This is a genomic window from Ralstonia sp. 25C (assembly GCF_051904805.1).
Lineage (GTDB): Bacteria > Pseudomonadota > Gammaproteobacteria > Burkholderiales > Burkholderiaceae > Ralstonia.
This window is the reverse complement of sequence record NZ_CP196737.1, coordinates 1,013,027-1,038,207: the sequence shown is the minus strand read 5'-3', so window position 1 is coordinate 1,038,207 and position 25,181 is coordinate 1,013,027. Positions and strand designations below refer to the sequence as shown.

Genomic DNA, 25,181 nt, shown 5'->3' with positions numbered 1-25,181 from the left:
ACTTGAGTATTCGCACGTGAGTACCGTTCGCTTTCTCCGCACCTTCGTCGCCGTGGCACGACACGGTTCCCTCGCCGCCGCAGCCGAGCGCGTGGCGCTCACGCAGGCCGCCGTGAGCCTGCAGATGCGCGCGTTGGAAGCGGAGTTGCGCCGCGATCTGTTTGATCGCTCCGGGCGCACCGTCACCCTCAATGCGCACGGCCGTGCGCTGCTGCCGCAGGCGGAACATCTGCTCGCCCTGTACGACGCCATGCGCCTCGGCGATGAACCGCAGACGGAGCTGTCCGGCGCCGTGGCGATCGGGGCGGTGGTGTCGGTGATGGGCTCGCTGGCACACGCGGTGGCGGGGCTCAAGCAGGTGCACAAGGGGCTCGACGTCAAGCTCATCACCGGCAAATCGGGTGAATTGGCCGAGCAGGTGGAAGCGGGCGAGTTGGACGGCGCGCTGGTGGTCGAACACCTGGAGCGGCTGCCTGCCAACCTCGCATGGCACCCGCTCTACACCGAGCCGTTGGTGGTCGTGGCGGGCCGCAACACGCGCGGCCGCGCCGAAGAGGTACTGCGCACGCACCCCTTCCTACGCTTCGATCGCGCGGTACGCACCGGCGCGCTCATCGACCGCGCCCTGCGCAAAACGCATATGGCGGTCAACGAGTTCATCGAGGTGAATTCGATCGAGGCGATTGTCGAGCTAGTCCGCCAACAGGTCGGCGTGACGCTGGTACCGCGCCTGCGCCGCGCCAGTTGGGAGAGCGACCCTGCATTGCGCGTGCTGCCCATGCCGCCGCGGACGCCCGTGCGCGCCGTCGGCATGATCGAGCGGAAAGAGCATGTGCGGCATGGTGTGATTCAGGCGGTACTCGATGCGCTTGAAACCACACTTGGCAAATCCAGCGCCTAGACTGCAATCACCGAAACCCGCTCTGGAGGCCGCAAATGGACGTGTTCATCGAACGTTGGCGCAACGAGCTGATGCTGCTCGCCCGCATCTTCATGATGGTGCTGTTCGTGATGTCCGGATGGGCCAAGCTGACGGGCTTTCAGGGCACCGTCGGCTACATGGCCAGTACGGGGGCGCCCATGCCGGCCGTGGCGGCTGCCATTGCCGTGGTCATGGAGTTTGGTGTGGGTATTGCCTTGCTGATCGGCTTCTGGACGCGGCCGCTGGCGCTGTTGTTGGCGTTGTTCGTGCTCGGCACGTCGTTTATCGCCCACAGCTACTGGAGCATGGAAGGCGCCATGGAGGCCGCCAATAAAATCCAGTTCTACAAGAATCTGACCATCATGGGCGGGCTGTTCTTGCTGGCCGCTGTGGGGCCGGGCAAGTACGCGGTGCAGAAGTCGTAGCGCGTGGAGGCAATAGAAACGCTTCGGTTGCAGCCGCACCCTGCGGCCTCTGCACAGGCAGATGCTGCGTTTCACGCGTTTGTTGCGCGTTGGGCATCGCGGTTGCCAGCGTCTGCCGACATCGTTCATGTTGGGTCCACCGCCATCCCGGGTTGTCTGACCAAGGGTGATCTGGACATTTGCGTGCGTGCCGATCGCGCGGATGTGGCGCACATCGATGCGTTGCTGGCAGCGTGTTACGCGCGCAACGCGGGGTCGTTTCGCAGTGACGATTTTTCCGCGTTTAAGGACGACGCTCATCAGCCGCCCTTGGGCGTGCAGTTGGTCGCACGAGGCTCGGAATTGGATGTGTTTGTGCGCTTTTGTGATTGTTTGCTGCGCAGTTCCGAGTTGGTGGCGGCATTCAATGCGCTGAAGGCCGCTCACGCTGGGCGTTCGATGGCGTCGTATCGGCTGGCGAAAGCGGACTTCATTGCCAAGGTTCTGTCGGCCGCAGCCTGCCTTTAGCGCAACGACCGCTGCACCAACACCAGCACGGCAAACACGCCACACGCCACGGCAAACCAGCTGAAGAGCTGCGTGCCCGCCAACAGCGTCGCCTGCCGATCAATCTCGGCGGAGAGGCTCGCCAACCGCTCGGGGGTGAGCGGGTTGGCGGCTTGCAGGTCTGACGTGAAGCGTGTGACATGCGCGACGATCAGCGAGCGCGATTCGGCCTGCTGCGTTTGCAGCGACACCGCCGCCAGCCCGGTGCCCACCGCCGTGGCGAACTGCCGCGCGATGTTCTTCATCTGATAGCCGTGCGCGAAGTCTTCGCGGTCGAGATCGAGGTAGGTCATCATCGCCACTTGGATCATCACCGCGCCCGGGGTCATCCCTTCCAGAATCGACACGGGGAAGAACGCGTAGTCCGGCGCGCCTGGCATCAGGCTCGTGCCCAGCAGCAGCGCGGCCGCCGCATACACGCCAAAGCCGATGGCGATGAAGCGGCGCTTGCGGAAGAAGAACGGCAGCCACACCGTCATCACCACGGCCACCACCGTCGATACCGCACCGCTGATCATCAGGAACAGCGTGGTCGTGCGGAACGTGAAGCCGAGTCCGCCTTGCGACACCGCCGGCCACAAGTACGACCAATACCCGCTCATCAAGTAATAGATGCCGTAAAAGCCGATCCCCCACAGGTAGCGGCGGCCGTTCAGGCGCGACAGATCGAGCCACGGGTCGGGGTGCGTGCGCAGGCGGTGGATGGCGAGCAGCAGCGATGCCGCGCCGCCCAGCAACAACAGCGGGATCGCCGGCGAGGCGGTCAGCCGGTTGTAGCGCAGCTCCGACAAGCCCATCAGGAATGACAGCGCACCGATGGCCATGGCGCCTACGCCGATCCAGTCCCACTGGCCATCCACCGGCGGCGCCTCATGCGGGCGACGTGCGGCGCGGGTGCGTGGCTGATGGTGTTCGGGCGGCAGGAAGAACATGGCAAACCACGCGATGACCGCCAGCCCCAGTTCCAGCCAGAAGATCACGCGCCATTCGCTGTATTCGAGCACCTCCGCGCAAATCCACGGCGCAATGGTGGTCAGTCCGAACAGGCCGACACTGAACATCAGCATGGGGGGGATGCGCTCGTCGGGCTCGGTGGTGAGCTGCACCAGAATGCGCGACGCCGAGAACAGTCCGCCCGCGCCCAGGCCCTGAATGGTCCGGCCGATGACGAGTTCGCTGATGTTGTTCGATTGCGCGCACACCACGCAGCCGATGCCGAACAACACGATGCCCACCAGCGAAAACATCCGGTAGCCAACGTGCGCGGCGATGCGCCCGATGGCGAGATTGGCCACCACCGCCGCCACGGCATACGCGGTGACGGCGTACAGATACGCATCCGGGCTGGCGTGCACGCCACCCTGGATATGCTGACCCGCCACGGCCATCATCTGCGAAGAGACGAAATCGAGCCCCGTGGACAGGCCCACCGCCAAGCCAAACGCATGGATGCGAGCCGAAGAGAAATGTGGGAACGCCCGCAGAGACGCAGGCCTGAGGATTTGCAGCGACATGTGGCCGAGCATAAACTTGGCCGCCAGCCGGATAAACGGCCAACTCTAGGAACACTGTCCAGTCATGCGAACAATGGAGTGGAACGACTGGGAGACCTTCTGCCGCGTCGTGGAGGCCGGCAGCTTCACCGCCGCTGCGGAGGCGCTGGGCATCCCCAAATCGACCGCCAGCGCTGCTGTGTCGCGGCTGGAGGCGACGCTCGGCGTGCGGCTCATGACCCGCACCACGCGCCAACTGCGCCTGACCGAAGCGGGCTCGCATTTCTACGACGACATCGCGCCACTGTTCGAACGCCTGCGTGAAGTGCACGCCGACACCACCGCAGCCAGCGAAACCGTGGCCGGCACGCTGCGCATCGCCGCGCCGTACGAGGTGGGTGCGCAACACCTGACCGAGCCCGTGTGCCGCACGCTGGAGAAGTACCCCCATCTGCAGATCCAGGTGCATATCTCGTGGGAGCAGCCCGATCTGCTCGCCAGCGGGTATGACATCGTCTTCGTGATGGTCGATCAGGTGCTGCCGGATTCATCGCTGGTGGCACGTCGCGTGGTGATGATCCCGCGCGCGTTGTACGCCTCGCCGACCTTGCTGGCGGAACGCCCGCCGCTCAAGACGCCGGCAGACCTGGTGGGCTGGCCGTGCCTCTCCGGCCCCGACGATGCGAGCTGGGCCTTCCGGCCCGTCGGTGAGCCGACCGCCGAGCCGATCGAGATTCCCATTCAACCTCGCCTGCAGACGTTGAACGCCGAAATGCGCGCCCGCGCTGCCGTGCGTGGCCTGGGCGTAGCTCGCATGGCCCGGTCCGTGGGCGATGCAGAAGTTGCCACCGGCCGGCTCGTGCGCGTGCTGCCTGATTTCGAGCTGACTGCACTGCGCGTGTATGCGCTGATGCCCGCGCGCAAACTCGTGCCGCGCAATGTGCGCGTGTTCTTGGATGCACTGGAAGCAGAGGGCGCTTCCGCCACACCGGCGTCTACCAACCCGGCCTAGCCGAAGACCGGCGCCGGATGTCACAATCGGCGCTTCCCATTCGGATTGTGAGGATCGGCGGCCATGCGCCTGCGCCAGATCGAAGTCTTCCGCGCCGTGATGCTGGTCGGCACCGTCAGTGAGGCGGCGCGCATGCTTAACGTGTCCCAACCCGTGGTGACGCGCGTGCTGCAGCACACCGAGTTGCAGCTCGGCTTCCGCCTGTTCGATCGCACCAAGGGCCGACTGCAGCCGACTGCCGAGGCGTTCGAGCTGTTCTCTGAAGTGGAGCGCTTGTACCAGGAGGTCGAGCGCGTGCGCCGTGTGTCCGCCAATCTGCGTCACAAGGGGGCAGGGCGATTGCGCGTGGCGGCCACGCCGAGCCTGGCGCCCAGCATCCTCGCGCCCGCCGTGCGGCGCTTCTCGCAACGTCATCCCGATACGCTGGTGCGCGTGTTCACGCACCACACAGCGGAGATCGTGCAGGGTCTGCTCTCGCAGGACATCGATGTCGGCTTTGCATTCGCACCGCCCGTGCATCCAGCCATTAGCACCACGCCGGTCGCCCAGGGCCGAATCCTGCTCGCCGCACCGCGCGCGTGGGTCGGTGGCAAGACAGATGGACGCGCGCTGCACAAGCTCGTCGCCGAGAAGCCATTCATCGGGCTGGAAGATCAGATTTCGCTGGGCTCGCTGGTAGGGCAGACGCTCGCGCGCGGCGGACTGGCGCCGCAGTCGACGCTGGAGGTGCAAACGTACTCGCTGGCGCGCTCGCTGGTGGAGGAATCGCTGGGCGTGACGATGCTGGATCAGTTCACCGCTGCTACCGGCAGCATGGAACGCATCGCGCTGTTCGCGTTGGAGCCTGCGCAGACATTCGATGTGCGAGCCATGCGGGCCGAGCATCACGCGCCGTCATCGTTGGCGGATGCGCTCGTGCAGTGCTTCGCGGAAGCTGCGCGCGCGCTGTCCGATGAGCTACCGCAGCGCCTGGAGCCGACATCGTTCGTGCTCAAGCCCACGGAACCCGATCGCGACGCAGCCGACTAACCGGCTTCCACCGATTTTCCGAGGAGACCGCTCCATGCGTCGTTTCGCAACCGCAGTGATGTTCGGCGCAGCGCTGGGCGCCGGTGTATTCAGTGGTATCGCGACTGCGCAGCAATCATCGCAATCGCCGGTGCCCGGGATGTCGACTGACGATCTGAACACCGCGCTCGACTTTGCCAAGGCTGGCCTGAACAAGGCCATCGACCAGGCGCGCGCCTATTCTGCGTTGCCGATCAAAGACCCGCACGACGTGCGCTACACGTGCGAGGGTGGTAAGACGCTGCTCGTGAAATACATGACGGTGGGGGATACGCCGCTCGCGTCGATCGTGCTGGATGGCAAGACGCTCGTCTTCGCCAACGTGATGGCCGCCTCAGGGGTGCGCTATGCGTCGGGCCAGTATGTGTGGTGGACGAAGGGCCCCACCGGCTTCCTGGTCGATGAGACCCTGCCCAGCCATCGCAATCAGCTTTACCGGGATTGCAACGAGGCCACGAGCGGCCGTCCTTAAACTTCCAGCAGATCGCGCCCGACGATGATCTCGCCCTTGAAGTGCGGGCGCACCGCATCGAGCCACACCGAGTCTTCCAGGAACGGATAGCCGCCCGGCACGAAGTGCGACAGCACCAGCGTTTTCACCTTGGCTTCGGTGGCGATGCGGCCGACGTCTTCGGCCGAGGTGTGGCTCGCCAGCAGATGCTCGCGCAGCGTCTTGGCGTTGCGCTCGGTGGAGAGCAGCTTGTCGAGCGAGGGCAGATGCATGACCTCATGCACCAGCACGTCAGCGCCATAGGCCAGGCGCACGAGGTTCTCGCTCGGCGCCGTATCGCCGGAAATGACGATGGAGCGGTCGGCCGCATCAAAGCGGTACGCAAAGGCCGGCGACACCGGCGGGTGTTTCACCAGTGCGCTCGTTACCTTCACGTTGGCGTCTTGCATGACCAGCCCGCCTTCGGTGATTTCGTGCGGGTGGAGCATTGGCGCCAGCGGCGGGCGGCCTTCGTCGGCGATGCGGGTGCGGATATCGTAGTCGTACAGCTCGAGGAACTTGGTCGTCATCGCCGCCAGTGGGGGCGGGCCCCACGCGTCGACGGGGCCGGTCAAGTCAGTGCCCCATGCGAGCAGCATCAGCGCGCCGTAGTCGGCGTTGTGGTCCGAATGCTGATGCGTGATGAAGACGTGGCGGATGTCCTTGAGCTTGAGGCCGGCCATCACATACTGGCGGGCGACGCCATTGCCGCAATCGACCACGTACGAGACCCCGTTGATGACGATGACCTGCGCCGGCGCCGAGCGGTTCTTCTTGGGTGTGGGCCCACCGCCCGTGCCCAGCAAAATCAACCGCGTGCCTTTGGGCGCATCAGCGGCCGAAGCGGCCAACGGCCAGCCGGCGGAGACAGCGCCCGCACCCACGACCAGTGCGCCAGCTTGCCGCATCCAGCGGCGACGGTTGTTGTCGAAAGCGTGCATGCGGCGATCTCCTCTCTGTTGTTGTCTGTGTTGGTTTGTTAGCGAGGCAGGCCGCCAACCTTCATGCCGGGCTTGATGCCCTTGCGCGCGAACCAGCCTTTGTTCATCTCCAGCGCATAGCTGCCGGCCTTGGTCGGGCAGTGGTTGTCTTCCGTCTGTGGCTTCATCTCGGCAATGTCGGAGATGGTGCCGTCGTCGGTGATGAAGGCGATGGACAGGGGCAAGTCCGTGTTCTTCATCCAGAAGCAGTGTCCGGCGGACTCATCGAACACAAACAGCATGCCGGTGGTGTCGGGCATCGTCTTGCGGAACATCAGGCCGGTTTCGCGCGTTTGCGCGGTGGCGGCCACTTCGGCTTTGACTTTGTACATGCCGATGGTCAGGTCGGCTACGGGCAAGCCGACGTTCGGGCCGGTCGGCGTTTGCGCGAAAGCGCCAGTGGTGGTGAAGGCAGCGACGGACAGGCACAGGCCGGCAAGCAGGCGGGAACGGGTGGTCATGGCGTGTGGGTAAAAAATGTAACGCACCATGATCGGCACTCGGCCAACCACCGTCAATGAGATTGCGCCTAAGGCCGGGACGAAGTTGTTACCGCGTGTTTGCGGCTTGACGTTGGGCAGACGCGGTCTTGATGGCGGCCTTGCCGGTATGCGCCGAGCGCGCCTTGTCCGCCGCAGGATCCGGCATCAGCGCCACATAGTGCGCATCGGTGAGCGTACGCAGGAAGGCGACGATGTCATCGATTTCGTCTTCCGTGAGCGCCGGCGGGGTGCCCGGGCGCCGGTTCATCGGCACGGCGTTCACGTTGACGTTGCCCTGGTATTTGACGGGTACATCGTCGAAGCGTTTACCGCCGGGATACCACTGCGCCGGGTCGGTCGAGCGCGTGGCATAGAAGGCCACCGTATCGCGCAGCGTGCGGAACACGCCGTTGTGCATGAAGGTCTGGCGTACCGCCACGTTGCGCAGGCCCGCCGTGCGGAAGTAGCCGCACCACTGGTCGGGCTCGGGCCACTTGAGGGTGCGGGCGGTCTGACAGAGGCCCACGTCGAAGTGCTTGGCGTCCTTGTTGGCCGGCAACAGTGGGTTGCGCGGCACGGCGATGGCGTCGTAGCCGAAATCGGTGAAGAGCGAGCGCTCGGGCCGCGACGAGGATTCCACCATCAGGTGGCATGACGCGCAGTTGCCCTTGTCCGGGTTACGGAACAGGGCGAGGCCGCGCATCTCCGCAGGGGAAAGCGGCGTGCGCTTGCGCAGGAAATCATCAAAGCGCGAGCTGAACGGTGCCATCTCGTCGCTCAGGAAATAGGCCTCCAGCGCCTTGCCCAGTACGCCGACGAGCCGTTCAGGGTCGCCCACCGCTTCGGCGCCGAATTGCTTCGTCAGCGCCAGGCCGAGGTCGGTGCCGGCCACTTTGCGCTGCAGGGCACGCGGCGAGCGGTTGCTCATCTCGTCCGGATTGAACAGGGGGCCGCGAATCTGTTCCGGGATGGAATCGGCGCGGCCATCGGCAAAAAAGCCGCCGAACGGCGAGGGGAAACTGGCGTCGTCGTCCTGGAAGAAATACCGCTGCGGCACGTAACGCAGATACAGCAGCGATGGCGCATTGCGCGCGGCCACGTGCCCCGGGCGGCTGCCGGCCGGCACGCCGATGCGCAGTGCCTCGCCCTTTAACGTGGGCGCAAAGGCGCGACCCGGGTCATGGCATGCCGCGCACGATGTGCCCTGCGGCTCTGACAGGCGTGGGTCGAAGAAGACCCGCTTGCCAAGCGCGATGAGGTTCGGGTCCGGCTTGAACGACGCCGATTCGGACGGCGGCGGCACGGCGTCCAGCCTGGGCGTCATGCCGATTGATTCAGCGGCCGCCGCACTCGAGACGAGTGCGGCGGCTACCAGTAGTACGGAGCTCCGGCGCATCAAGGTGCAACGAAGCCCGTCTTGTCGCACACCAGGCTCGAACCGTTCTGCGTGCAGGTCGTCAGCAGCTTGCCGGCCACGGTGTACGCCTTAAACAGCCAGCCCTTGGCGGGCGCCGGCTGGCGGTCCATCACCATGAAGCCGAACGAGTTGTTGTGCGAGATGCTGCCAACCGTCACGCCCGACGCCGGGCTGATGGCCGGAAACGGATCGGGCAGCGCCACATCGAGCGAATCGCCGGCGTTGCCCGCCACGATGGTCGCCGGGTGGTTGCTGGTGAAGTTGATGGCCTGGAAGTCATGCACGTGGCCATGCAGCGCCACCTGCACGCCCGGCGGGTAATAGGCCGTGGCGTTCAGGCTGTTCATGACCGACAGCAGCGCAGCGTTGCCGCCCAGCGGCGTGCTGCCCGCGATCGGCACGAAGCCCAGGATCGGGTGGTGGTTGGTGAAGATTGACATCACGCCCGGCTTGGCAGCCAGCGTGCCCACCGTGGTGAACTGCTTCTGATAGGTCTGGAACCACGGGTCGGTGGTGGCCAATGCCGTCGTGCCGGCCTTGGCCGAATCGAACACGATGACCTGCGTATCGCTGCCGATGGCCACGGCGTACGGGGCCGAGGCGTTGGCGGCGGTGTCGTTGGTCGGGTCGTCGCACGAGCGGGCGGCGGAGTAGGGGCGCGGGTCCAGGAAGCGGTACCAGCCCTGGCCGGCGCGCGCGCATTCCTCGTGGTTGCCGCGCACCAGCACCCATGGCGCGGCGGCCATCAGCGGGGCGGCGGGCTGGAACAGGTCCGCCTGCCACGTATCCCAGCCGTAGCCCCACGGGCTGCCCTGGCAGCCGGCCACGTCGGGCGGGCAGGCGTTTTCGCGGTAGTGGTAGTCGCCCACGTGCAGAACGAGGTCGGGGTTCATCGCGGCGGCCGTGGTGGCGGCATTGGCAAACGGCCACGACAGTGGGTCGTTACACGACTGGAACGTGTTGCTCGACTTCTTCATCCGGCAGCCGGTGTCCGCCAGGATCACCACGCGCTGCGGGTTCACCTTGGGCAGCGGCAACACGCGCGAGCCGATCGACGCGGCCTTGGCCGTCGATGCGACCGTCGCCTCACAGGCGTTCACCGGGAAGGACGAAGCTTTCGAATCGCTGGCGGCGCTGGCCGTGGTGCGTTGCGCGGGGGTACCGGCAGCCGCGCGCAGGCTCATGCGCGTGGCGGTGCCGTCCACCGTCAGCAGCGGGCAGACCGAGCTGTCGACGGGCGAGGCGCTATTTGTATACGTGGTGACGGCGCGGACGATGGTCAGGTTGCTGTCACCGATCTCCACCCAGGCGCCCTGGATGTTGGCATCCGCCGTGGCCGCGTCGGCCGGTGCGGTGGTCGACGTGGTCGTCGAGTCGGACGATGAGCCGCCGCAACCTGCAATCACGGCGGCGGCAGCCAGCGCGGCAAGAGAGAGCATCGTGAGCACGGTGCGCTTGGCGCCCACCGGAGCGAACATCGATCGGAAATCCATTGCGCCATCCCTGTTTCTTGTTGTGAGGAAGGCGCACGGTACCCAAAGCAGATGGCGCTATTTTGACAGCCCCGCCCGCCGGCTCGGGATTGGGCAAAACGCGGGCGAAAAAAAAAGCAGATGCATAAGCATCTGCTTTTTCTGGTTCGGCCGAGCCGCGAGGGCCCGGCAGAAACACAAGCTTATTGCTTGGCAGCGTCAGCAGCCGGAGCCGAAGCGTCAGCAGCCTTCTTAGCTGCCTTCTTGTGGTGGTGCTTCTTGGCCTTCTTGGCCTTCGGTGCAGCCTTTTCAGCAGCAGCCGGAGCAGCTGCGTCAGCAGCCGGGGCGGAGGCTTGAGCGAACACACCGGTGGCGAACAGGCCGGCGATCAGAGCAGCGATCAGCTTCTTCATGGTGAATCCTTTTATAGATCAGTGAGTTAACCAACGACCCGCTAAATGAGTCATCTGCAATAACGCAGGCAGTTACAGCCGCGTTGACACGTTGCACTGAAATTTTTGAGGTCGTATCGCGAGGGGGCGTCGGCGTGTGGTGGATGGTGCGCTGCGCAAAAAAGGTGCCCGCCACGCCGATGTTTAAGACGGGTCTGATTGGACGCGTGCCCACAGGCCTTGAGAATGCGAGCGGACTCCGTTTTACCTCTGCCTCCCGCCCCGCCGTGTCGCCCCCGCCGCTGTTGCACCCCCTCAAGCCTGCTCGTTTTCGTCGTCGCGATGTTCTTCTGGGCAGCGGCGCGTTGCTGACGCTCGCTGTGGTGGCGGGGTTGCGTCGCCCAGTTGATGTGCCCGCCTCAAGCCTAGACGATTTCATGCTGGTCTCGCAGACGGTCTCCGGCATGCCACTGGACCGCCAGGTTGGTCTGCACTGTTTCGGCGCGCTGTATCAATCCGACATCCGTTTCGTGGATCACGTCCGCACGCTCGCCTGGCTTGTGCGCCATCACCCCGAATTGGACGGGGCTGGCCTCGCCGGGCTACTCAAAGCTGACAACCATGCGGAATTGCGCGCTGCCCTCGGCCGCCTGGTCGATGCCTGGACCGCGCAAGTGGGCGCCACGCCTGCGCTGGCCGACGCCCGCGCCCAGATCGAACGCCGCGCCGACACGGACTTGCCGAGCACCTGATCCGCCGTTTTCACCATGCGTAGGACTATGGCGGATGGTGAAATTTTCCGGCATAATGCGGAATTCACTCTTGTGTCTTATATAAGAGTTGAAGTTTGTGCGGTGCATCGTGAGAGTGTCATCGCGCACCGTTAGAATCACCAGTTCATTGCAGTGCGCCGCACCGGTCAACCCAGGGCGGCGCGTTGTGCTGTCAACCTCATCGTCCACCCGCTCACCCGCGGTCTGCACTGGAGTCGTCCATGTATCAACACATCAAGGTCCCGGCCGGCGAGAAGATCACCGTCAACCAAGACTTCTCCCTGAACGTCCCCGACAACCCCATCATTCCTTACATCGAGGGCGACGGTACCGGCTTCGACATCACCCCGGTGATGATCAAGGTGGTGGACGCAGCCGTTGAGAAGGCCTACGCCGGCAAGCGCAAGATCTCCTGGATGGAAATCTACGCTGGCGAGAAGTTGACCAAGGTGTACGGCCCGGACGTGTGGCTGCCGGAAGAAACCCTGCAAGTCCTGAAGGACTACGTGGTGTCGATCAAGGGCCCGCTGACGACGCCGGTGGGCGGCGGCATCCGTTCGCTGAACGTGGCGCTGCGCCAAGAGCTGGATCTGTACGTCTGCCTGCGCCCGGTGCGCTACTTCAAGGGCGTGCCTTCGCCGGTGAAAGAGCCGGAGAAGACCGACATGGTGATCTTCCGCGAGAACTCGGAAGACATCTACGCCGGCATCGAATTCGAAGCCCAGAGTGAGAAGGCCAAGAAGCTGATCAAGATTCTGCAAGACGAATTCGGCGTGAAGAAGATCCGCTTCCCCGAAACGTCGGGCATCGGCGTGAAGCCGGTTTCGCGCGAAGGCACCGAGCGCCTGGTGCGCAAGGCCATCCAGTACGCGATCGACAACGACAAGCCGTCGGTCACGATCGTGCACAAGGGCAACATCATGAAGTTCACGGAAGGTGGTTTCCGTGACTGGGCCTACGCGCTGGCACAGAAGGAATTCGGCGCCGAGCTGATCGACGGCGGCCCGTGGTGCAAGTTCAAGAACCCGAAGACGGGCAAGGAAATCATCGTCAAGGACGCGATTGCCGACGCCTTCCTGCAGCAGATCCTGCTGCGTCCGGCCGAGTACTCGGTCGTGGCCACGCTGAACCTGAACGGCGACTACATCTCCGACGCACTGGCAGCACAAGTCGGCGGTATCGGTATCGCCCCGGGCGCGAACCTGAGCGACTCCGTTGCCATGTTCGAAGCCACCCACGGTACGGCACCGAAGTACGCTGGCAAGGACTACGTGAACCCGGGTTCCGAAATCCTGTCGGCCGAAATGATGCTGCGCCACATGGGCTGGACGGAAGCCGCTGACCTGATCATCTCGTCGATCGAGAAGTCGATCCTGTCGAAGAAGGTCACGTATGACTTCGCCCGCCTGCTCGAAGGCGCGACCCAAGTGTCGTGCTCGGGCTTCGGTCAAGTGATGATCGACAATATGTAAGCACGCCTCGCGGCTTCGGCCGTGATGGATATGAAAAACCCCGGCAGCTTCGGCTGGCCGGGGTTTTTTTATATCTCCTTAGACAAATTACCCCTCCCCCTCTGAGGAGGGGGGGTGAACACTTCGCGTCTGCCTTTCAATATGCTGTAACGCAGTCTGCAGGACCTTGTCCGCAAAGCCGTCTCGTCGGAATAAGGAAAAGGCGGAAGTGCCGCTAAGAGCAGTATTGACTTTGCCTGGGAGGGGAGATGGCTGATGTGGCGAGTGTAGTTTCTAAGGAGTCGGTGGTTGGTGTTGTGAATGCCAGACCAAGAACGATGCAGGTGGGTCAGCTGGTGTGCGAACTGGCAGGGAATGGAAACGCGCGCTCACGCTACGCTACAGCTAGGCAAATTGTTCTCAACTGGATTCAAAATCATCGACGGTTGGGCGCCCTTTTGCCGCCTACGTCGCAGACTGTGCCCGAGTTCGCTGTTGAGGAGGGAGGCCTCGTGCTTCAAGCTGTCACTCTCAGCTTGGAGAGCGCAGAGATATGGGCAGCGCGCTTTCAGCATCCGGATGACGATGTCCCGGGGCGAACGTGGAGCGTCGAAATAAATGTGGCCCTTGTAGGCGAACAGGCGATATTTGGATATCGGATGAGCGCTAGCTCCTTGCCCGGGGTGGATGCGCCGATCCAGTTCACTAAACCTGGAGTTCTCCGAAATGTCACTGACCAGATGGGATTACGTGATGCTGGACGATTACTCGATGGGACCGTAATGGACGTGACAGACAGCGTGGGGGTGGAAGCTCTGCGCGGTTTAGTCTTTCATTCGGAGCGGAGTCTTCCCGTTCTCGTGGTTAGCGAACTTCCTCGGAGGTGGTTTAACAAAGCCGACCAGTTTCTAGTTGACTGCGATGCTGTATCTAGAAAACTGCGGTTTGCCGCTCACGTCGTTAGGCTCTCATTTGCAATGGGGTATGAATGGCAACAACAGATCGGCGACCTCTTGTCCGTGTATGGGGGCGCAGCGCGCATTTACTGGCCTAAGGCGCGCCCCTCAGAGGAGGATCGTACGCGACATGGGCTGTTCTTCCCTGATCGGATGGCTAGTTGGCCGTCCCCTGACGGGAATGAAGAAGGTATTGACGTTTTCACGCGGTGGTTGGAGAGGCGCTGCTGGACATACCAACTTTCCCCAGAGTATCGGGAACGATTCGCTTCGTTTCTTGATGTCCGTTCGCGTTCAATCGAGGATGCTATTCAGCGTGCTTTGAAGGCAGGCAATCTCGTTGATGAGGTTGCGGGTTTGCGACTCCAGGTAGAGGCACTTCGCGATGAGAAGCAGTTCGCAACCGATATTGGCAACGAGTACAGCAAGGAGCGCGATGAACTCAAGATTCGTGTCGAGGATCTTGAGGGGCAGATTTTTGGGTTGAGGCAAACAATTAGCAGCTTGCGGCGTGCGAAGGCAAGCGGGGCGGCTATCGAGGTGCCCGACATACCGGATGTGTTTGACGATCTCGAGGCATGGTGCGACAAGCATTTGAGTGGGTGGGTACATGTACTGCCGCGTGCCATCAGTGAGGCCAAACGTAGTAACTACAGTGAGCCGGCCCTGGTGTACAACGCGTTGCTGTTGCTCGCAAATGAGTACAGGAACATGCGCCTTACGGGGACAGCCGAAGCGAAGGACCTATTCGAGCGGAGGCGTGAGGCGCTGGGCATTAGACCGATATCGCGCTCCGGAGGAGAGACCACATTCACCAAATACTCGTCGGCCTACGAGGTTCCCTGGGGCAGCAATGGGGAAAAGCGCACGCTTGAATGGCACTTGGAAAAGGGTGGTGGACGTGATGAGCGCTACTTCTTGCGCATCTACTTCTTTTGGGACGAAGATTCTGAGCAAGTTGTTGTGGGGTGGATGCCTAGTCATTTGCCAAACTCACTTACCTGATTGGAAGGCAAAACGGATGGCCGGTTTTCTACCCCGCCAGCGTGGCCACCAGCGCAGCAACCTTGGCGCGGTCGTCCTTGACCAATTCCCCACACGCAAGCCCAGTAAGAGGGCCGGCGAGCCCACGCAAGCCCCAGCACCGACGCTGCAACATCGGCACCAGCGGGCCTCATGAGCTTGGCTCGCCCATAAAGTCAGCGTTGCTGGTCCGAATGTTCTGGCGCATCCGCTGCCCCCACGGCACGGCGGGTGTCGGCAGCGTTACGGCTGAACACCGCACGCAGGAAATCACGAGCAGACTGAACGCCTTTCTGATAGGCACTGAGTGTGTCGCCAGGCAGGGAATCGACGGACTTTGAGATCGAGCCGGTCATCGGGCTTTCCTTTCATGTGATGAACGGAACCGCGCCCAACCCTGAGGGGAGGGTGGGTGGGCACAGGCAAGCTGGAAATCCGATAGACGTCGCTCGGCGGTCGACAACTTCCCAACGCCTAGGTCTTAGCGTCGCCGCCCAATGTGGGCCATGGTCTTCCCGACTGCACTACCTCCACCAGCGCCTGCGCGGCTGCGGAATGGGTGCGCCCCTTCAGGCTGGCCATGTAGACCCCGTCGCGAATCGATGGCGTGGTCAACGGGGTGAAATGCGTTTGCCGGGGGTCCAGCGTGCGTGCAACGTGGGAAGGGCAGATCGCCACACCGAGCGCGGCTTGGGCCAGCCCCAGGGCCGTCCCGATGTAGCCGACTTCGTATTCGGGCGCCTGCGTGACGCCCGCGTTCAGCAAGGCCTGCGAGACCAATTGCCGAAAGGCGCTGTCACGGCTGAGCAGGATCAGCGGCTCTTGCGCGAGTTCACGCCATCGCACCTGCCGCCGCTGTGCCAGGCGGTGTTCGCGGTGCACGACCACGCCGACGCGGCTGCCTTCGATGAGCGTGAGCGCGATGTCGTCATCCACGGCCCCGAAGTTGCCGATGGCGAGATCGGCTTCGCCCCGGCGGACGCTCTCGAGGTTGGCGGCGGCCAATCCATCTTTGACTTGCACACGCAGCCCGGGATACTGCGCGCGCATGGCAGCGCAAACGCCCGGCATAAACCCTGCCGCCAGCATCGGCGTGACCGCCACGGTCACGATGCCCTTTCGCTTGAGCCCCAGATCACGTACCGAACCGAGGCCGCTTTCCAGATCGCGCAACACCCGTTGAGCGACGGGCAATAGATCGCGGCCGGCAGCGGTGATGTTCACGCTGCGTGTGGTGCGGTCAAACAAGCGCGCGTCGACTTCGCTCTCCAGCTCGCGCACGAGTGCGCTCAGGGCGGACTGCGTCAGGTGCATCTGCTTGGCTGCTGCGGTAAAGCTTTCTGTCTCGGACAGCACGACGAAGGCTTGTAGCTGGCGCAGCGTGACGTTGGCGCGTGTCCAAGTGGAGGCTGCGAATGCGCCTGTCGCCGGGTTCGATGGAAGACCGCTCATAAGATGAGGCATCAGTTGATGACCAGAGAGACGCGACGATACCTCAATGGCCCGCCGAGTTGCCGCCCGAGCTGGCCTTTCTGGTGTGCGCCGCATTGATAAAGCGAGGTGCTGAATCGATGAGAAAAATGCGTTTGTGGGGCGGAGGAAGTGCCGGTCAAATGGCGACATCCTTTGCTCTGGCCCATGCGATCGATGCCATCTCGCCGCACACCACCGCCGCTACGCGTTGCCCTGATCGGCCGGGGCACCATTGGATCGGCGTTATGCGAGGCGCTGCTGGGCATCCCCGAGCAAGCCGTGATTTGCGGGACGTTGGTGCGGACAGCGTCGGAAGCGGACGACGGCTGCTGTACGTCACTGGACGCACTCCTGGAGCGCCAGCCCGACGTGGTGGTGGAGTGTGCCGGCCATCAGGCGGTGGACGCCTACGCCGAGCAAGTCCTGACGGCGGGACATGACATGCTGCTGGTGTCTGCGGGCGCGCTGGCAGATGCCGCACGGTACGCGCGGCTGCGTGTGGCGGTGGAGCACAGCGGCAGCCAGTTGCTGGTGGCATCCGGCGCGGTCGGCGGGCTCGATATTTTGACCGCCGCGCGCCGTGCTGGCCTGCACCGGGTCCACTATCGCTCGCGCAAGCCGCCGGCGGCCTGGCTGGGCACGTCGGCTGAAGATCATGTCAGTCTGAGCGCATTGACAGCACCCCGCGCGTTCTTCCACGGCTCGGCTCGGGCAGCGGCGCTGCAATACCCCAAGAACGCGAATGTGGCCGCCACGATTGCGTTGGCCACCCTCGGTTTCGACGAAACCCAGGTGGAGCTGATGGCAGACCCCGGGGTGGACTGCAACGTGCACGAAATTCTGGCGGACGGCGTCAGCGGGCGCATCAGCTTTCGCATCGAAGGACGGGCAGCGCCCGGCAACCCGAAAACCTCCATGGTGACGGCCCATAGTCTGGTCAATACGCTCCTGACCCGCACCGGTGCGTTATTGGTTTGAGTGTGGGTATTAATAAAGATTAATAAAAAACCCCTATGCATATTTTTATGTGTAGGGCGGTGATATATCCGGCGATGCAACGCCGTGCGTATTGATGCGAAAATGCAGATATTAAAATTATTCAGTTGCAGTCACCCTGTTGGGTAAGGCAAATTGCGGCCCCCGATCATGATTCAACGCGACACGCTGGAATAATCAAATAGGCGTTTCTTGCGGATGATCGTTGTATGGTAAGGGTTTGTAGGGCGATCCCACGTTGATGGCGGTCCGCCTTTTCCTTGAGATCCGCCGCTGGCCATCCGCTGCGGCCACATTCTCAAAAATATTCAATTATCCCGATAAGCGTATCCCAGGTGATTTTCACCTTGGGAGGCCGATATTTATCTACTCAGGACGAATTCATCCTATGAAATTCGATGTACTGGTCGTTGGCGAAGGGTTGGCTGCTCTCACGATGTTGCTGCATTTGCCGTCTACGCTGAAAGTCGGCGTGATTTCCCGCAACAAGCATGACGAGCCGTCGAGCTACTGGGCACAAGGCGGGATCTCGGCGGTGTTCTCCCTGGACGACGATCACGAGAAACACGTTCAGGACACCCTGGCGGCTGGCGACGGCCTGTGCGATGAAGCCGCCGTGCGCGAGATTGTGGGCGAGGGAACCAGCGTACTGACATGGCTCATCGATCAAGGTGTGCCCTTCACGCGCGAAGACGGCGAAATCCATTTGACGCGAGAGGGCGGCCACAGCGCGCGCCGCGTTGCGCATGTCGACGACATGACCGGGCGCGGCATCATGCGCACCCTGCAGGCCAAAGTTGCGCTGCTGCCGAATGTCACGTGGATCCGCCAGTGTGAAGTGGTGGAGGTGATCTCGAATGGCGAGGCCGTCAGTGGTGTGGTGGCCGAAAGCCTGGTGGACGGCGACGTCACGGTGTTCAGCGCGCCGATCGTCGTGCTGGGGACCGGCGGACTCACCGGGCTGTACCAATACGCCACCAACCCGCACGCCAGTAAGGGCGAGGCGATCGCCATGGCGTGGAGGGCGGGGGCGTCGGTCGAGAACCTGGAATTCGTCCAGTTTCACCCGACCGCGTTCCAGTTTGAGGGCCGCGTCATCAGCCTGATTACGGAAGCGGTTCGCGGTGAAGGCGGGCTGCTGTACAACGTGGCCAACGAACGCTTCATGCCGCGCTACTCCAGCCAACTGGAGCTTGCACCGCGCGATATCGTGGCGCGCGCCATCTACTCCGAAATGCAGGCGCATGGTGCGTCCTTCGTCTGGCTCGACATCACGCATCAGGGCAAGGATTTTGTCGAGCAGCATTTCCCCAATCTGGTGGAGATTACGAAAGCCTACGGCTGCAATCTCGCCACGCACCGCGTTCCGGTGTCACCCGCAGCGCACTACACCTGCGGCGGCGTGGCGGCGGATGTCCGTGGACGAACCAGCGTCAAGGGGCTGTATGCCATCGGTGAGGTCGCGAACTCGGGCCTGCACGGCGCCAACCGGCTGGCCAGCAATTCCCTGCTCGAATGCGTGGTCATGGGCAAGGCGTGTGCAGAGGCCGTCAGTGGCGAGGTCGGTCCGACCACTCGCGCGCACGTCGCGCTGCCAGCCGTGATCGAGACCCCGTTCCAGCCGAACTTGCTGTCGGAATTGCGCTGCATTCTTTGGAATCACGCCGGCATTGTGCGAAGCGACACAGGCATTGCGCGGGGCGTGCAGAACATCGAGCGCTTGAACGACAACCCGCCGAGCGTCCTGCCGTACGGCCAGGCATTGCGTGCCCGCAACATTTACGACGCCGCTCACCTGATCTTGCGCAGCGCCGCGCTCCGGAAGGAATCGCGCGGCGGGCATTTCAATACCGACCACCCTGCAAAAGCCGCGCCGCAGACGACCCGCATCGACGGTGAATGCCTGAGCTTCTGGGCGCACCGCGAAGACTCGGCCAGCGAGGCCCAACTCGCCCTCGCCTGACTCGCCTGACAACCCGCGAGGGGAGGGCCGCTGCGCGGCGTTCTCCTCCACTTCATTTGCGGTGCATTTCTATGCTTTTTGGCTTTTTCTTGTTGGCCGGCGGGGTCGCTGGCTTCTTTGCGGGCATGTTTGGCATTGGCGGCGGCGCGATCGTTATCCCAATCCTCGTGCACGTGTATCGCTCCAACGGCATGGAGATGACCGAAGCGATTCGCCTGGCCTTCGGTACCTCGCTCGCGACGATGGCGTTTACGGGACTGTCTTCCTTCCTGAGCCACAGCAAGCGCGGCAACGTTGACTATGCGTGGCTTAAAAAGCTGGCGGTGCCGGCGGGTATCGGTGCGTTGGTGGGTGGCCTGATTGCCTCTCGCGTACCCGGTGGTTGGCTGGCGCTCGGGCTGTCGCTGATGCTGGGCTACTTCGGCATCAAACTCCTGGTGCAGAGGAGTGACGCGATTGCCGTGTGGCCGTGGCTGGAAAAGCTGCGCTACGTCGCTGGCTTCTTCTCTGGTCTGACGTATTCGCTGGCCGGCATGGGCGGCGCCTCCGTGGTCACGTTCTATTTGACGAAGGTCGGGCTGTCGCTGCGGACGGCGATTGGCACCGCAACCGGTGTGTTGCTGCCCACGTCGGTGGGGGCCATCATCGGCTTCGGATTGACGGCCGGCATGCCGCACGACTGGCGCTGGGGCTACATCGATTTGCGTGCCCTCGTTGCGCTGAGCGTGTGTTCGGTCATCGCCTCGAAACTGGGCGTCAAGACGGCAGCCCGGATGCCGATCGCCCTGCTGAGAAAAGGCTTTGGCTTTTTCATGTTTGCGCTGGCTGGCAAAACGCTGTTGGCGACGATGGTCTGAACGATCGACCGCTCGCGGCTTCGGCCGTGATGGATGTGAAAAACCCCGGCAGCTTGGGCTAGCCGGGGTTCTTTTTTGTGCGCCGCGATCGACAATTCACTCAGAAAAAGCGTTTGTCAGTCACTTCAGCCCTGACTAGACTGGTTTTTCATGTGACTTCATGTGACTTTCTGGCCGCCCAATCGATTGCCCGACCCGTGAGCCCCAACGACCGACGACTCGTCCGCCATTTGCTCATCGTCGTCACCCTCAAGGTGGCGGTATTGGCTGCGCTGTGGTGGGTGTTCGTGCGGGACGTCCGCGTGCCGGTCGATGCCGAGCGAGCCGCTGATCGTCTTGCCGTGACACCACCAGCGCAGGGAGGGCATCCGTGATATCCGAGCACTTGGTCGATCTATCCAGGCTGCAGTTTGCGGCGACGGCGCTGTACCACTTCCTGTTCGTGCCGCTCACGCTGGGCATGGTCTGGCTGCTGGTCATCATGGAGAGCGTCTACGTGATGACCAACAAGGTCATCTGGAAAGACATGACGCGCTTCTGGGGCAAGCTGTTCGGCATCAACTTTGCCTTGGGTGTAACGACGGGTATCACGCTCGAATTCCAGTTCGGCACCAACTGGGCGTACTACTCGCACTACGTGGGCGACATCTTCGGGGCGCCACTGGCCATTGAAGGGCTGATGGCGTTCTTTCTGGAATCCACCTTCATCGGCCTGTTCTTCTTTGGGTGGGATCGCCTGCCGAAGACGCAGCACCTGCTGGTGACGACGCTCATGGCGATCGGCACCAACCTCTCCGCGCTGTGGATCCTGATCGCCAATGGCTGGATGCAGAACCCGGTGGGCGCCGACTTCAACTGGCAGACCATGCGCATGGAGATGTCGGACTTCTGGGCGGTGGTCTTCAACCCAGTGGCGCAAGCGAAGTTTGTGCACACCGTATCGGCCGGTTACGTGACCGGCGCGATGTTTGTGCTGTCGATCTCGAGCTGGTATCTGCTGCGCGGGCGCGATGTGGAGTTTGCGCGCCGCAGCTTCCGCGTGGCGGCGGCGTTTGGCCTGGCCAGTGTCTGCTCGGTGATCGTGCTGGGCGATGAATCCGGCTACACCGTGGGCGAAGCCCAGGAAACCAAGATGGCCACCATCGAGGCCATGTGGGAGACCGAGCCCGCGCCGGCCAGCTTCAATGTGATCGCGTCCATCAACGAGCGTGAGCAGAAGAACAACTGGGCCGTCGAGATCCCGTGGGTGATGGGCCTGATCGGTACGCGCTCGGTGTCCAAGCAGATTCCGGGCATTCACGAGATCAAGAAACGCAACCGAGGCCGCATTCTGAGCGGCATCGAGGCCGTGGCGGCGCTGGAAACCCTGCGCAAGCATCCGGACGACGCGCCGGCACATCAGACGCTGCAGATCCATCAGCAAGACCTGGGCTTCGGCCTGCTGCTCAAGAAGTACGTGGCCGACGTGCGGCAGGCCACGCCCGAGATGATCGACAAGGCCGTCAACGACACCGTGCCGCGTGTGTGGCCGATGTTCTGGAGCTTCCGCGTCATGGTCGCGCTGGGCTTTCTGATGCTGGCGCTGTTTGGGCTGTCGTTCTGGACCACGCTGCGGCCGCAGCGCAAGGCGCCGGCCTGGTTGCTGCGCTGGGCGCTGTGGATGCTGCCCGCGCCGTGGATTGCTGCAGAACTCGGCTGGGTGGTGGCGGAGTATGGCCGCCAGCCCTGGACGATTTACGGCGTGCTGCCCACGCACCTGAGCGTATCGACGCTGTCCGAGGCCAGCCTGTACGGCTCGCTGGCGGGCTTCATCGGTTTCTACACGCTGCTGCTGATCGTCGAGATGGTCCTGATGGTGAAGTTCGCCCGCCAGGGCCCCGGCAGCCTCGGCACCGGGCGTTATCAGTTCGAACCCACCCACGCCTGAGGAGGACGACATGCTCGACTATCCCACCCTCAAGGTCATCTGGTGGCTGCTCATCGGCCTGTTGTTGATTGGCTTTGCCATCATGGACGGACACGATATGGGCGTCGGCACGCTGCTGCCCTTTGTCGGCAAGACCGACGATGAGCGCCGGGTCGCCATCAACACCATCGCTCCGCACTGGGACGGCAACCAGGTGTGGTTCATCACCGGCGGTGGCGCGATTTTCGCGGCGTGGCCGCTGGTGTATGCCACGGCATTCAGCGGCTTCTACTGGGCGATGCTGGCGGTACTGTGGGCGCTGTTCTTCCGGCCCGTTGGGTTTGACTACCGCAGCAAGATCCACAACGCCACGTGGCGCAAGGCGTGGGACGTGGGGCTCTTCATCGGGGGCGCGGTGCCGCCGCTGATCTTTGGCGTGGCGTTCGGCAATCTGCTGCAGGGCGTGCCGTTCCATTTCGACACCTTCATGGTGGTGACGTACACCGGCACGTTCTGGCAACTGCTGAACCCGTTTGCCCTCCTCACGGGCGTGGTGTCGAGCGCGATGATCACCATGCACGGCGGCATCTACCTTGCCCACCGCACCGAGGGCCTCATCCAGCAACGCGCCACCAAGGCCGCAACCGGGGCCGCCATCGTGGCAGTGGTGGCCTTCATCGCGGCCGGCGCGTGGTTGCGCTGGGGCGGCATCGAGGGCTATGTCATCAGCTCGGCCATCGACCTGGCCGGTGTGTCGAACCCGATGGCGAAGACGGTGGTGCGCACCGCTGGTGCGTGGTGGCATAACTATCAGGTGCAGCCGCTGCTGTGGCTGCTGCCCATCGTCGGCGTGGTGGGTGCGCTGCTGGCGGTGCGGCTCGCACGGGCAGGGCGTACGTTGGTGGCGTTCGTGCTGTCGTCGCTGTCGCTGGGGGGGATCATCGCCACGGCAGGGGCGTCGATGTTCCCGTTCGTCCTGCCGTCCTCCAGCATGCCGGCCGCGAGCCTGACGGTGTGGGACAGCGTGTCCAGCCACTTCACGCTCGGGCTGATGTTCTGGGCGGCGGTCATCTTCACGCCCATCGTGTTGGCTTACACCAGCTGGTGCTACCGCGTGATGCGCGGCAAGGTGACGGTCGCCCATATCCGGGCCAACGAGCATTCGGTCTACTGACCCAGGGAGGACATGACATGTGGTACTTCACTTGGGTTCTGGGCGTCGGCTTTGCGGTGTTGCTGGCCGTGCTGAATGCGATGTGGGGCGAGGTGAGCGATGCCCGCGCCACCGGCACTACCACCACCGACGAGGACCGCGCGTGAGCCCAGCAGACAAGCCGCGCATGCACCCGGCCAGCCTGGCTGCCGGGTTGCTTGTCATGGCGGTGGGTACGGTCTATCCGTACATCGCAGCCAATCGCGCGGGGCACGCCGATCACACGCTCGCCATGCTGCTGTTCTGGGCGATGAGCGCAGGGCTGGTACGCGGCGTGGGGTTTGTTCCGCACCACAAGGTGTGGCGCGTGGTGTTTTCCGGGTGGTCTTGCGCGCTGGCCTTGGCGCTGTTCGGGCTCCTGCGCGCGTTCGGATGATGCGCTAGCGTGGCAGCCGCGTCGTTCCGGTGGCAGGCGGTTCAGACGAACGACCGCGCAGCGCATCGCGCAGGCGCCGCACACCGCGCCATAGCTTGGGCAACAGCCACACCGACACCAGCAGCAATAGCCCCAGCACCACCAGAAACGCAACCGGCAGGAAAAACGCCATCAGCAAACCACTGGTAGCCGCCACGTCTTCACTGAATGACGCCACCCAGTTCGAGAACGGCTCCGGCGATGTATTGATCAGCGCACGGGTGCCCGCCTTCGTGGCATGTGCGGTTCCGGCCAGCGTGCCGCCAATCAGGCCCGCCGCCACCATCCATTGCGGATCGAGCTGCCCGAACGCGGCGGCCGCCAGAATCGCCCCTGCAGGCACGCGAATGACCGTGTGGATGCCATCCCAGACCGAATCGAAGCCGGGAATCTTGTCCGCCAGGAATTCCGCCACGGCCAGCACGCCGGCCAAGCCGATCACCCACCACGATTCCAGCATCTGCAAACCGGGCGGCAAGTGCAGCCAGCCCGCGCGCCCCAGCACGCCGGCGGCAAACACGGCCAGGTAGAGACGGAATCCGCTGGTCCAGGACAAACCTGCAGCCAGCGCGGCGGTTTCGAGCATGCGGTTCCTTGGTGAGCTTCCCGTAGTGATTCACCGTAGTGCAATCCGCACGGAAATGACATGTTGCGTGCGGTGAGATGTCGCGGTCATTGTCCTGCGCCAGGGCAACAAAAAACCCGGCATATCGCCGGGTTTTTTGCATTTGGGCACCGCCGCCAAAGGCGGGGGTGCCCTACAACACCAATCAGGCAGCCTGGATATTGGTGGCCTGCTTGCCCTTCGGGCCCTGCGTCACTTCAAACTGCACGCGCTGACCTTCCTTGAGCGTCTTGAAGCCGGCCATCTGGATCGCCGAGAAGTGTGCGAACAGCTCTTCGCCACCCTCATCCGGCGAGATGAAGCCGAAACCCTTGGCGTCGTTAAACCACTTAACCGTACCGATTGCCATGAAAACCCCTCCGTGGAAACACAAGTCCGAGCCGGGAAGGTTTGCCTGTCGTGGCAGTGGCAGAGCGGTACCGCAGCGATCGCCAGGCCGCGCCTGGGGCACGACAAAAGGCGCGGTCGGAACCGCGCCTCCAGCGATTGGTCTTCTTGTGGCAAAACGCCACAACCTGGAGCGGTTGTCGATCTGTCGTCGACTGGTGTGAGGCCTCCCGGGCTCACCATTCATGAGGCGCGATGCCAACGGTTTGCGGGGCAGTGGCGCGCACATGTTGAATTCGATTGTTCGAGGAAAGTCACAGACTGTCAAGGCTGCCGAAGGTGGGTTTGTGGCGAAAAACGATCAGTTTTTGAAGAGCTTTTGCTCGAAATCGTCCCGATCGTCCCCATTTGCGGAAAACGGTCGAAACGGCAGATCGGTCGAGACCCCGTTGGTAGTCCTGGGCGCGCGTCTTGCGCCCAACGGCTGGCAGATCGGTATGCGTT

27 protein-coding genes are annotated in these 25,181 nt (G+C 63.2%); 17 read left to right on the top strand and 10 right to left on the bottom strand.

The genetic code is table 11. The annotated features are described in order from the left end of the window. Window positions 1-16 precede the first annotated feature (16 nt). The 3 genes from ACS7SF_RS04850 to ACS7SF_RS04840 are packed head-to-tail and all read left to right on the top strand — an operon-like array spanning window position 17 to window position 1,854. Window positions 17-901: a LysR family transcriptional regulator gene (locus ACS7SF_RS04850; RefSeq protein ID WP_439891925.1), complete on the top strand. Its 885-nt coding sequence runs from the start codon at window positions 17-19 to the stop codon at window positions 899-901. A 35-nt stretch (window positions 902-936) separates the two neighbouring features. After that, window positions 937-1,347, top strand: coding sequence for a DoxX family protein (locus tag ACS7SF_RS04845; RefSeq protein WP_439891924.1), 411 nt, complete (start codon window positions 937-939; stop codon window positions 1,345-1,347). 3 nt (window positions 1,348-1,350) lie between these two features. Continuing rightward, window positions 1,351-1,854: a GrpB family protein gene (locus ACS7SF_RS04840; protein WP_439891923.1), complete on the top strand. Its 504-nt coding sequence runs from the start codon at window positions 1,351-1,353 to the stop codon at window positions 1,852-1,854. Here the strand turns inward: ACS7SF_RS04840 and ACS7SF_RS04835 are convergent. Further along, entirely contained in the window at window positions 1,851-3,407 is a 1,557-nt protein-coding gene (locus ACS7SF_RS04835) for an MFS transporter (RefSeq protein WP_439891922.1), read from the bottom strand. The genes ACS7SF_RS04840 and ACS7SF_RS04835 overlap by 4 nt on opposite strands. Window positions 3,408-3,480: 73 nt before the next feature. Here ACS7SF_RS04835 and ACS7SF_RS04830 point away from each other — a divergent pair, with 73 nt between their 5' ends. The 3 genes from ACS7SF_RS04830 (at window position 3,481) to ACS7SF_RS04820 (ending at window position 5,938) form a co-directional block, all read left to right on the top strand. Further along, window positions 3,481-4,398 (top strand): LysR family transcriptional regulator, encoded by a 918-nt coding sequence (locus ACS7SF_RS04830; RefSeq protein WP_439892697.1) that lies wholly within the window; start codon window positions 3,481-3,483, stop codon window positions 4,396-4,398. A 63-nt stretch (window positions 4,399-4,461) separates the two neighbouring features. Then, window positions 4,462-5,427 carry a LysR family transcriptional regulator gene (locus ACS7SF_RS04825; protein ID WP_439891921.1) on the top strand — a complete coding sequence of 322 codons (966 nt, stop codon included), beginning with the start codon at window positions 4,462-4,464 and terminating at the stop codon, window positions 5,425-5,427. 34 nt (window positions 5,428-5,461) lie between these two features. Then, complete coding sequence (locus ACS7SF_RS04820; RefSeq protein WP_439891920.1) at window positions 5,462-5,938, top strand: MliC family protein; 477 nt, start codon at window positions 5,462-5,464, stop codon at window positions 5,936-5,938. On the opposite strand, the gene ACS7SF_RS04815 is transcribed toward ACS7SF_RS04820, so the two are convergent. The 5 genes from ACS7SF_RS04815 to ACS7SF_RS04795 form a co-directional block, all read right to left on the bottom strand. Further along, window positions 5,935-6,897, bottom strand: coding sequence for an MBL fold metallo-hydrolase (locus tag ACS7SF_RS04815; protein WP_439891919.1), 963 nt, complete (start codon window positions 6,895-6,897; stop codon window positions 5,935-5,937). The genes ACS7SF_RS04820 and ACS7SF_RS04815 overlap by 4 nt on opposite strands. Before the next feature lie 38 nt (window positions 6,898-6,935). Further along, window positions 6,936-7,397 carry a DUF192 domain-containing protein gene (locus ACS7SF_RS04810; RefSeq protein ID WP_439891918.1) on the bottom strand — a complete coding sequence of 154 codons (462 nt, stop codon included), beginning with the start codon at window positions 7,395-7,397 and terminating at the stop codon, window positions 6,936-6,938. 88 nt (window positions 7,398-7,485) lie between these two features. After that, window positions 7,486-8,814: a cytochrome-c peroxidase gene (locus ACS7SF_RS04805; protein ID WP_439891917.1), complete on the bottom strand. Its 1,329-nt coding sequence runs from the start codon at window positions 8,812-8,814 to the stop codon at window positions 7,486-7,488. Next, window positions 8,814-10,328 (bottom strand): metallophosphoesterase, encoded by a 1,515-nt coding sequence (locus ACS7SF_RS04800; protein WP_439891916.1) that lies wholly within the window; start codon window positions 10,326-10,328, stop codon window positions 8,814-8,816. The genes ACS7SF_RS04805 and ACS7SF_RS04800 overlap by 1 nt, the downstream gene beginning before the upstream one ends. A 182-nt stretch (window positions 10,329-10,510) precedes the next feature. Continuing rightward, on the bottom strand, window positions 10,511-10,720 hold the full coding sequence (locus ACS7SF_RS04795) for a hypothetical protein (RefSeq protein ID WP_426394599.1): 210 nt from the start codon (window positions 10,718-10,720) through the stop codon (window positions 10,511-10,513). Window positions 10,721-11,064: 344 nt separating this feature from the next. Here ACS7SF_RS04795 and ACS7SF_RS04790 point away from each other — a divergent pair, with 344 nt between their 5' ends. The 3 genes from ACS7SF_RS04790 to ACS7SF_RS04780 all read left to right on the top strand — a co-directional run bounded on the left by ACS7SF_RS04790 (window position 11,065) and on the right by ACS7SF_RS04780 (window position 14,884). Further along, a complete protein-coding gene (locus ACS7SF_RS04790) occupies window positions 11,065-11,451 on the top strand; it encodes a sugar dehydrogenase complex small subunit (RefSeq protein ID WP_439891915.1) in 387 nt (128 codons plus the stop codon). A 242-nt stretch (window positions 11,452-11,693) separates the two neighbouring features. Further along, window positions 11,694-12,944, top strand: a complete 1,251-nt coding sequence (icd, locus tag ACS7SF_RS04785) for an NADP-dependent isocitrate dehydrogenase (RefSeq protein WP_439891914.1) — start codon at window positions 11,694-11,696, stop codon at window positions 12,942-12,944. Between the two features lie 248 nt (window positions 12,945-13,192). After that, on the top strand, window positions 13,193-14,884 hold the full coding sequence (locus ACS7SF_RS04780; protein ID WP_439891913.1) for a hypothetical protein: 1,692 nt from the start codon (window positions 13,193-13,195) through the stop codon (window positions 14,882-14,884). A 194-nt stretch (window positions 14,885-15,078) separates the two neighbouring features. Here ACS7SF_RS04780 and ACS7SF_RS04775 read toward each other — a convergent pair whose 3' ends face one another. Next, entirely contained in the window at window positions 15,079-15,258 is a 180-nt protein-coding gene (locus tag ACS7SF_RS04775) for a hypothetical protein (RefSeq protein WP_439891912.1), read from the bottom strand. 118 nt (window positions 15,259-15,376) lie between these two features. Further along, the gene (locus ACS7SF_RS04770; RefSeq protein ID WP_439891911.1) at window positions 15,377-16,354 is read right to left on the bottom strand and encodes a LysR family transcriptional regulator; all 978 of its coding nucleotides are present in this window, start codon (window positions 16,352-16,354) and stop codon (window positions 15,377-15,379) included. Window positions 16,355-16,549: 195 nt separating this feature from the next. Between ACS7SF_RS04770 and ACS7SF_RS04765 the strand changes: the two genes are divergently transcribed. From ACS7SF_RS04765 to ACS7SF_RS04730, 8 genes are all read left to right on the top strand, one after another. After that, window positions 16,550-17,353 carry an aspartate dehydrogenase gene (locus tag ACS7SF_RS04765; protein WP_439891910.1) on the top strand — a complete coding sequence of 268 codons (804 nt, stop codon included), beginning with the start codon at window positions 16,550-16,552 and terminating at the stop codon, window positions 17,351-17,353. Between the two features lie 259 nt (window positions 17,354-17,612). Then, window positions 17,613-19,334: an L-aspartate oxidase gene (nadB, locus tag ACS7SF_RS04760; RefSeq protein WP_439891909.1), complete on the top strand. Its 1,722-nt coding sequence runs from the start codon at window positions 17,613-17,615 to the stop codon at window positions 19,332-19,334. 71 nt (window positions 19,335-19,405) lie between these two features. Next, window positions 19,406-20,191, top strand: coding sequence for a sulfite exporter TauE/SafE family protein (locus tag ACS7SF_RS04755; protein ID WP_439891908.1), 786 nt, complete (start codon window positions 19,406-19,408; stop codon window positions 20,189-20,191). A 152-nt stretch (window positions 20,192-20,343) separates the two neighbouring features. Next, window positions 20,344-20,565 (top strand): cytochrome oxidase putative small subunit CydP, encoded by a 222-nt coding sequence (gene cydP / locus ACS7SF_RS04750; RefSeq protein WP_439891907.1) that lies wholly within the window; start codon window positions 20,344-20,346, stop codon window positions 20,563-20,565. Continuing rightward, window positions 20,562-22,118: a cytochrome ubiquinol oxidase subunit I gene (locus ACS7SF_RS04745; RefSeq protein WP_439891906.1), complete on the top strand. Its 1,557-nt coding sequence runs from the start codon at window positions 20,562-20,564 to the stop codon at window positions 22,116-22,118. Before cydP ends, ACS7SF_RS04745 begins: the two co-directional genes overlap by 4 nt. Before the next feature lie 10 nt (window positions 22,119-22,128). After that, a complete protein-coding gene (gene cydB / locus ACS7SF_RS04740; RefSeq protein WP_439891905.1) occupies window positions 22,129-23,271 on the top strand; it encodes a cytochrome d ubiquinol oxidase subunit II in 1,143 nt (380 codons plus the stop codon). A 17-nt stretch (window positions 23,272-23,288) separates the two neighbouring features. Then, entirely contained in the window at window positions 23,289-23,417 is a 129-nt protein-coding gene (cydX, locus tag ACS7SF_RS04735) for a cytochrome bd-I oxidase subunit CydX (protein WP_439891904.1), read from the top strand. Continuing rightward, complete coding sequence (locus ACS7SF_RS04730; protein ID WP_439891903.1) at window positions 23,414-23,686, top strand: cyd operon YbgE family protein; 273 nt, start codon at window positions 23,414-23,416, stop codon at window positions 23,684-23,686. Before cydX ends, ACS7SF_RS04730 begins: the two co-directional genes overlap by 4 nt. Before the next feature lie 4 nt (window positions 23,687-23,690). On the opposite strand, the gene ACS7SF_RS04725 is transcribed toward ACS7SF_RS04730, so the two are convergent. After that, a complete protein-coding gene (locus ACS7SF_RS04725) occupies window positions 23,691-24,311 on the bottom strand; it encodes a DUF4126 domain-containing protein (RefSeq protein ID WP_439891902.1) in 621 nt (206 codons plus the stop codon). A gap of 184 nt (window positions 24,312-24,495) precedes the next feature. Continuing rightward, window positions 24,496-24,699 (bottom strand): cold-shock protein, encoded by a 204-nt coding sequence (locus tag ACS7SF_RS04720; protein WP_426394577.1) that lies wholly within the window; start codon window positions 24,697-24,699, stop codon window positions 24,496-24,498. Between the last annotated feature and the right edge of the window lie 482 nt (window positions 24,700-25,181).

Coding starts and splice junctions, on each gene's coding strand:
- cydX (WP_439891904.1), top strand. CDS start 23,289: ATGTGGTACTTCACTTGGGTTCTGGGCGTCGGCTTTGCGGTGTTGCTG.
- ACS7SF_RS04845 (WP_439891924.1), top strand. CDS start 937: ATGGACGTGTTCATCGAACGTTGGCGCAACGAGCTGATGCTGCTCGCC.
- ACS7SF_RS04755 (WP_439891908.1), top strand. CDS start 19,406: ATGCTTTTTGGCTTTTTCTTGTTGGCCGGCGGGGTCGCTGGCTTCTTT.
- ACS7SF_RS04720 (WP_426394577.1), bottom strand. CDS start 24,699: ATGGCAATCGGTACGGTTAAGTGGTTTAACGACGCCAAGGGTTTCGGC.
- ACS7SF_RS04810 (WP_439891918.1), bottom strand. CDS start 7,397: ATGACCACCCGTTCCCGCCTGCTTGCCGGCCTGTGCCTGTCCGTCGCT.
- ACS7SF_RS04765 (WP_439891910.1), top strand. CDS start 16,550: ATGCCATCTCGCCGCACACCACCGCCGCTACGCGTTGCCCTGATCGGC.
- ACS7SF_RS04820 (WP_439891920.1), top strand. CDS start 5,462: ATGCGTCGTTTCGCAACCGCAGTGATGTTCGGCGCAGCGCTGGGCGCC.
- ACS7SF_RS04815 (WP_439891919.1), bottom strand. CDS start 6,897: ATGCACGCTTTCGACAACAACCGTCGCCGCTGGATGCGGCAAGCTGGC.
- nadB (WP_439891909.1), top strand. CDS start 17,613: ATGGCGGTCCGCCTTTTCCTTGAGATCCGCCGCTGGCCATCCGCTGCG.
- ACS7SF_RS04770 (WP_439891911.1), bottom strand. CDS start 16,354: ATGAGCGGTCTTCCATCGAACCCGGCGACAGGCGCATTCGCAGCCTCC.
- ACS7SF_RS04725 (WP_439891902.1), bottom strand. CDS start 24,311: ATGCTCGAAACCGCCGCGCTGGCTGCAGGTTTGTCCTGGACCAGCGGA.
- ACS7SF_RS04775 (WP_439891912.1), bottom strand. CDS start 15,258: ATGACCGGCTCGATCTCAAAGTCCGTCGATTCCCTGCCTGGCGACACA.
- ACS7SF_RS04835 (WP_439891922.1), bottom strand. CDS start 3,407: ATGTCGCTGCAAATCCTCAGGCCTGCGTCTCTGCGGGCGTTCCCACAT.
- ACS7SF_RS04800 (WP_439891916.1), bottom strand. CDS start 10,328: ATGGATTTCCGATCGATGTTCGCTCCGGTGGGCGCCAAGCGCACCGTG.
- ACS7SF_RS04805 (WP_439891917.1), bottom strand. CDS start 8,814: ATGCGCCGGAGCTCCGTACTACTGGTAGCCGCCGCACTCGTCTCGAGT.
- ACS7SF_RS04780 (WP_439891913.1), top strand. CDS start 13,193: ATGGCTGATGTGGCGAGTGTAGTTTCTAAGGAGTCGGTGGTTGGTGTT.
- icd (WP_439891914.1), top strand. CDS start 11,694: ATGTATCAACACATCAAGGTCCCGGCCGGCGAGAAGATCACCGTCAAC.
- ACS7SF_RS04830 (WP_439892697.1), top strand. CDS start 3,481: ATGGAGTGGAACGACTGGGAGACCTTCTGCCGCGTCGTGGAGGCCGGC.
- ACS7SF_RS04795 (WP_426394599.1), bottom strand. CDS start 10,720: ATGAAGAAGCTGATCGCTGCTCTGATCGCCGGCCTGTTCGCCACCGGT.
- cydB (WP_439891905.1), top strand. CDS start 22,129: ATGCTCGACTATCCCACCCTCAAGGTCATCTGGTGGCTGCTCATCGGC.
- ACS7SF_RS04825 (WP_439891921.1), top strand. CDS start 4,462: ATGCGCCTGCGCCAGATCGAAGTCTTCCGCGCCGTGATGCTGGTCGGC.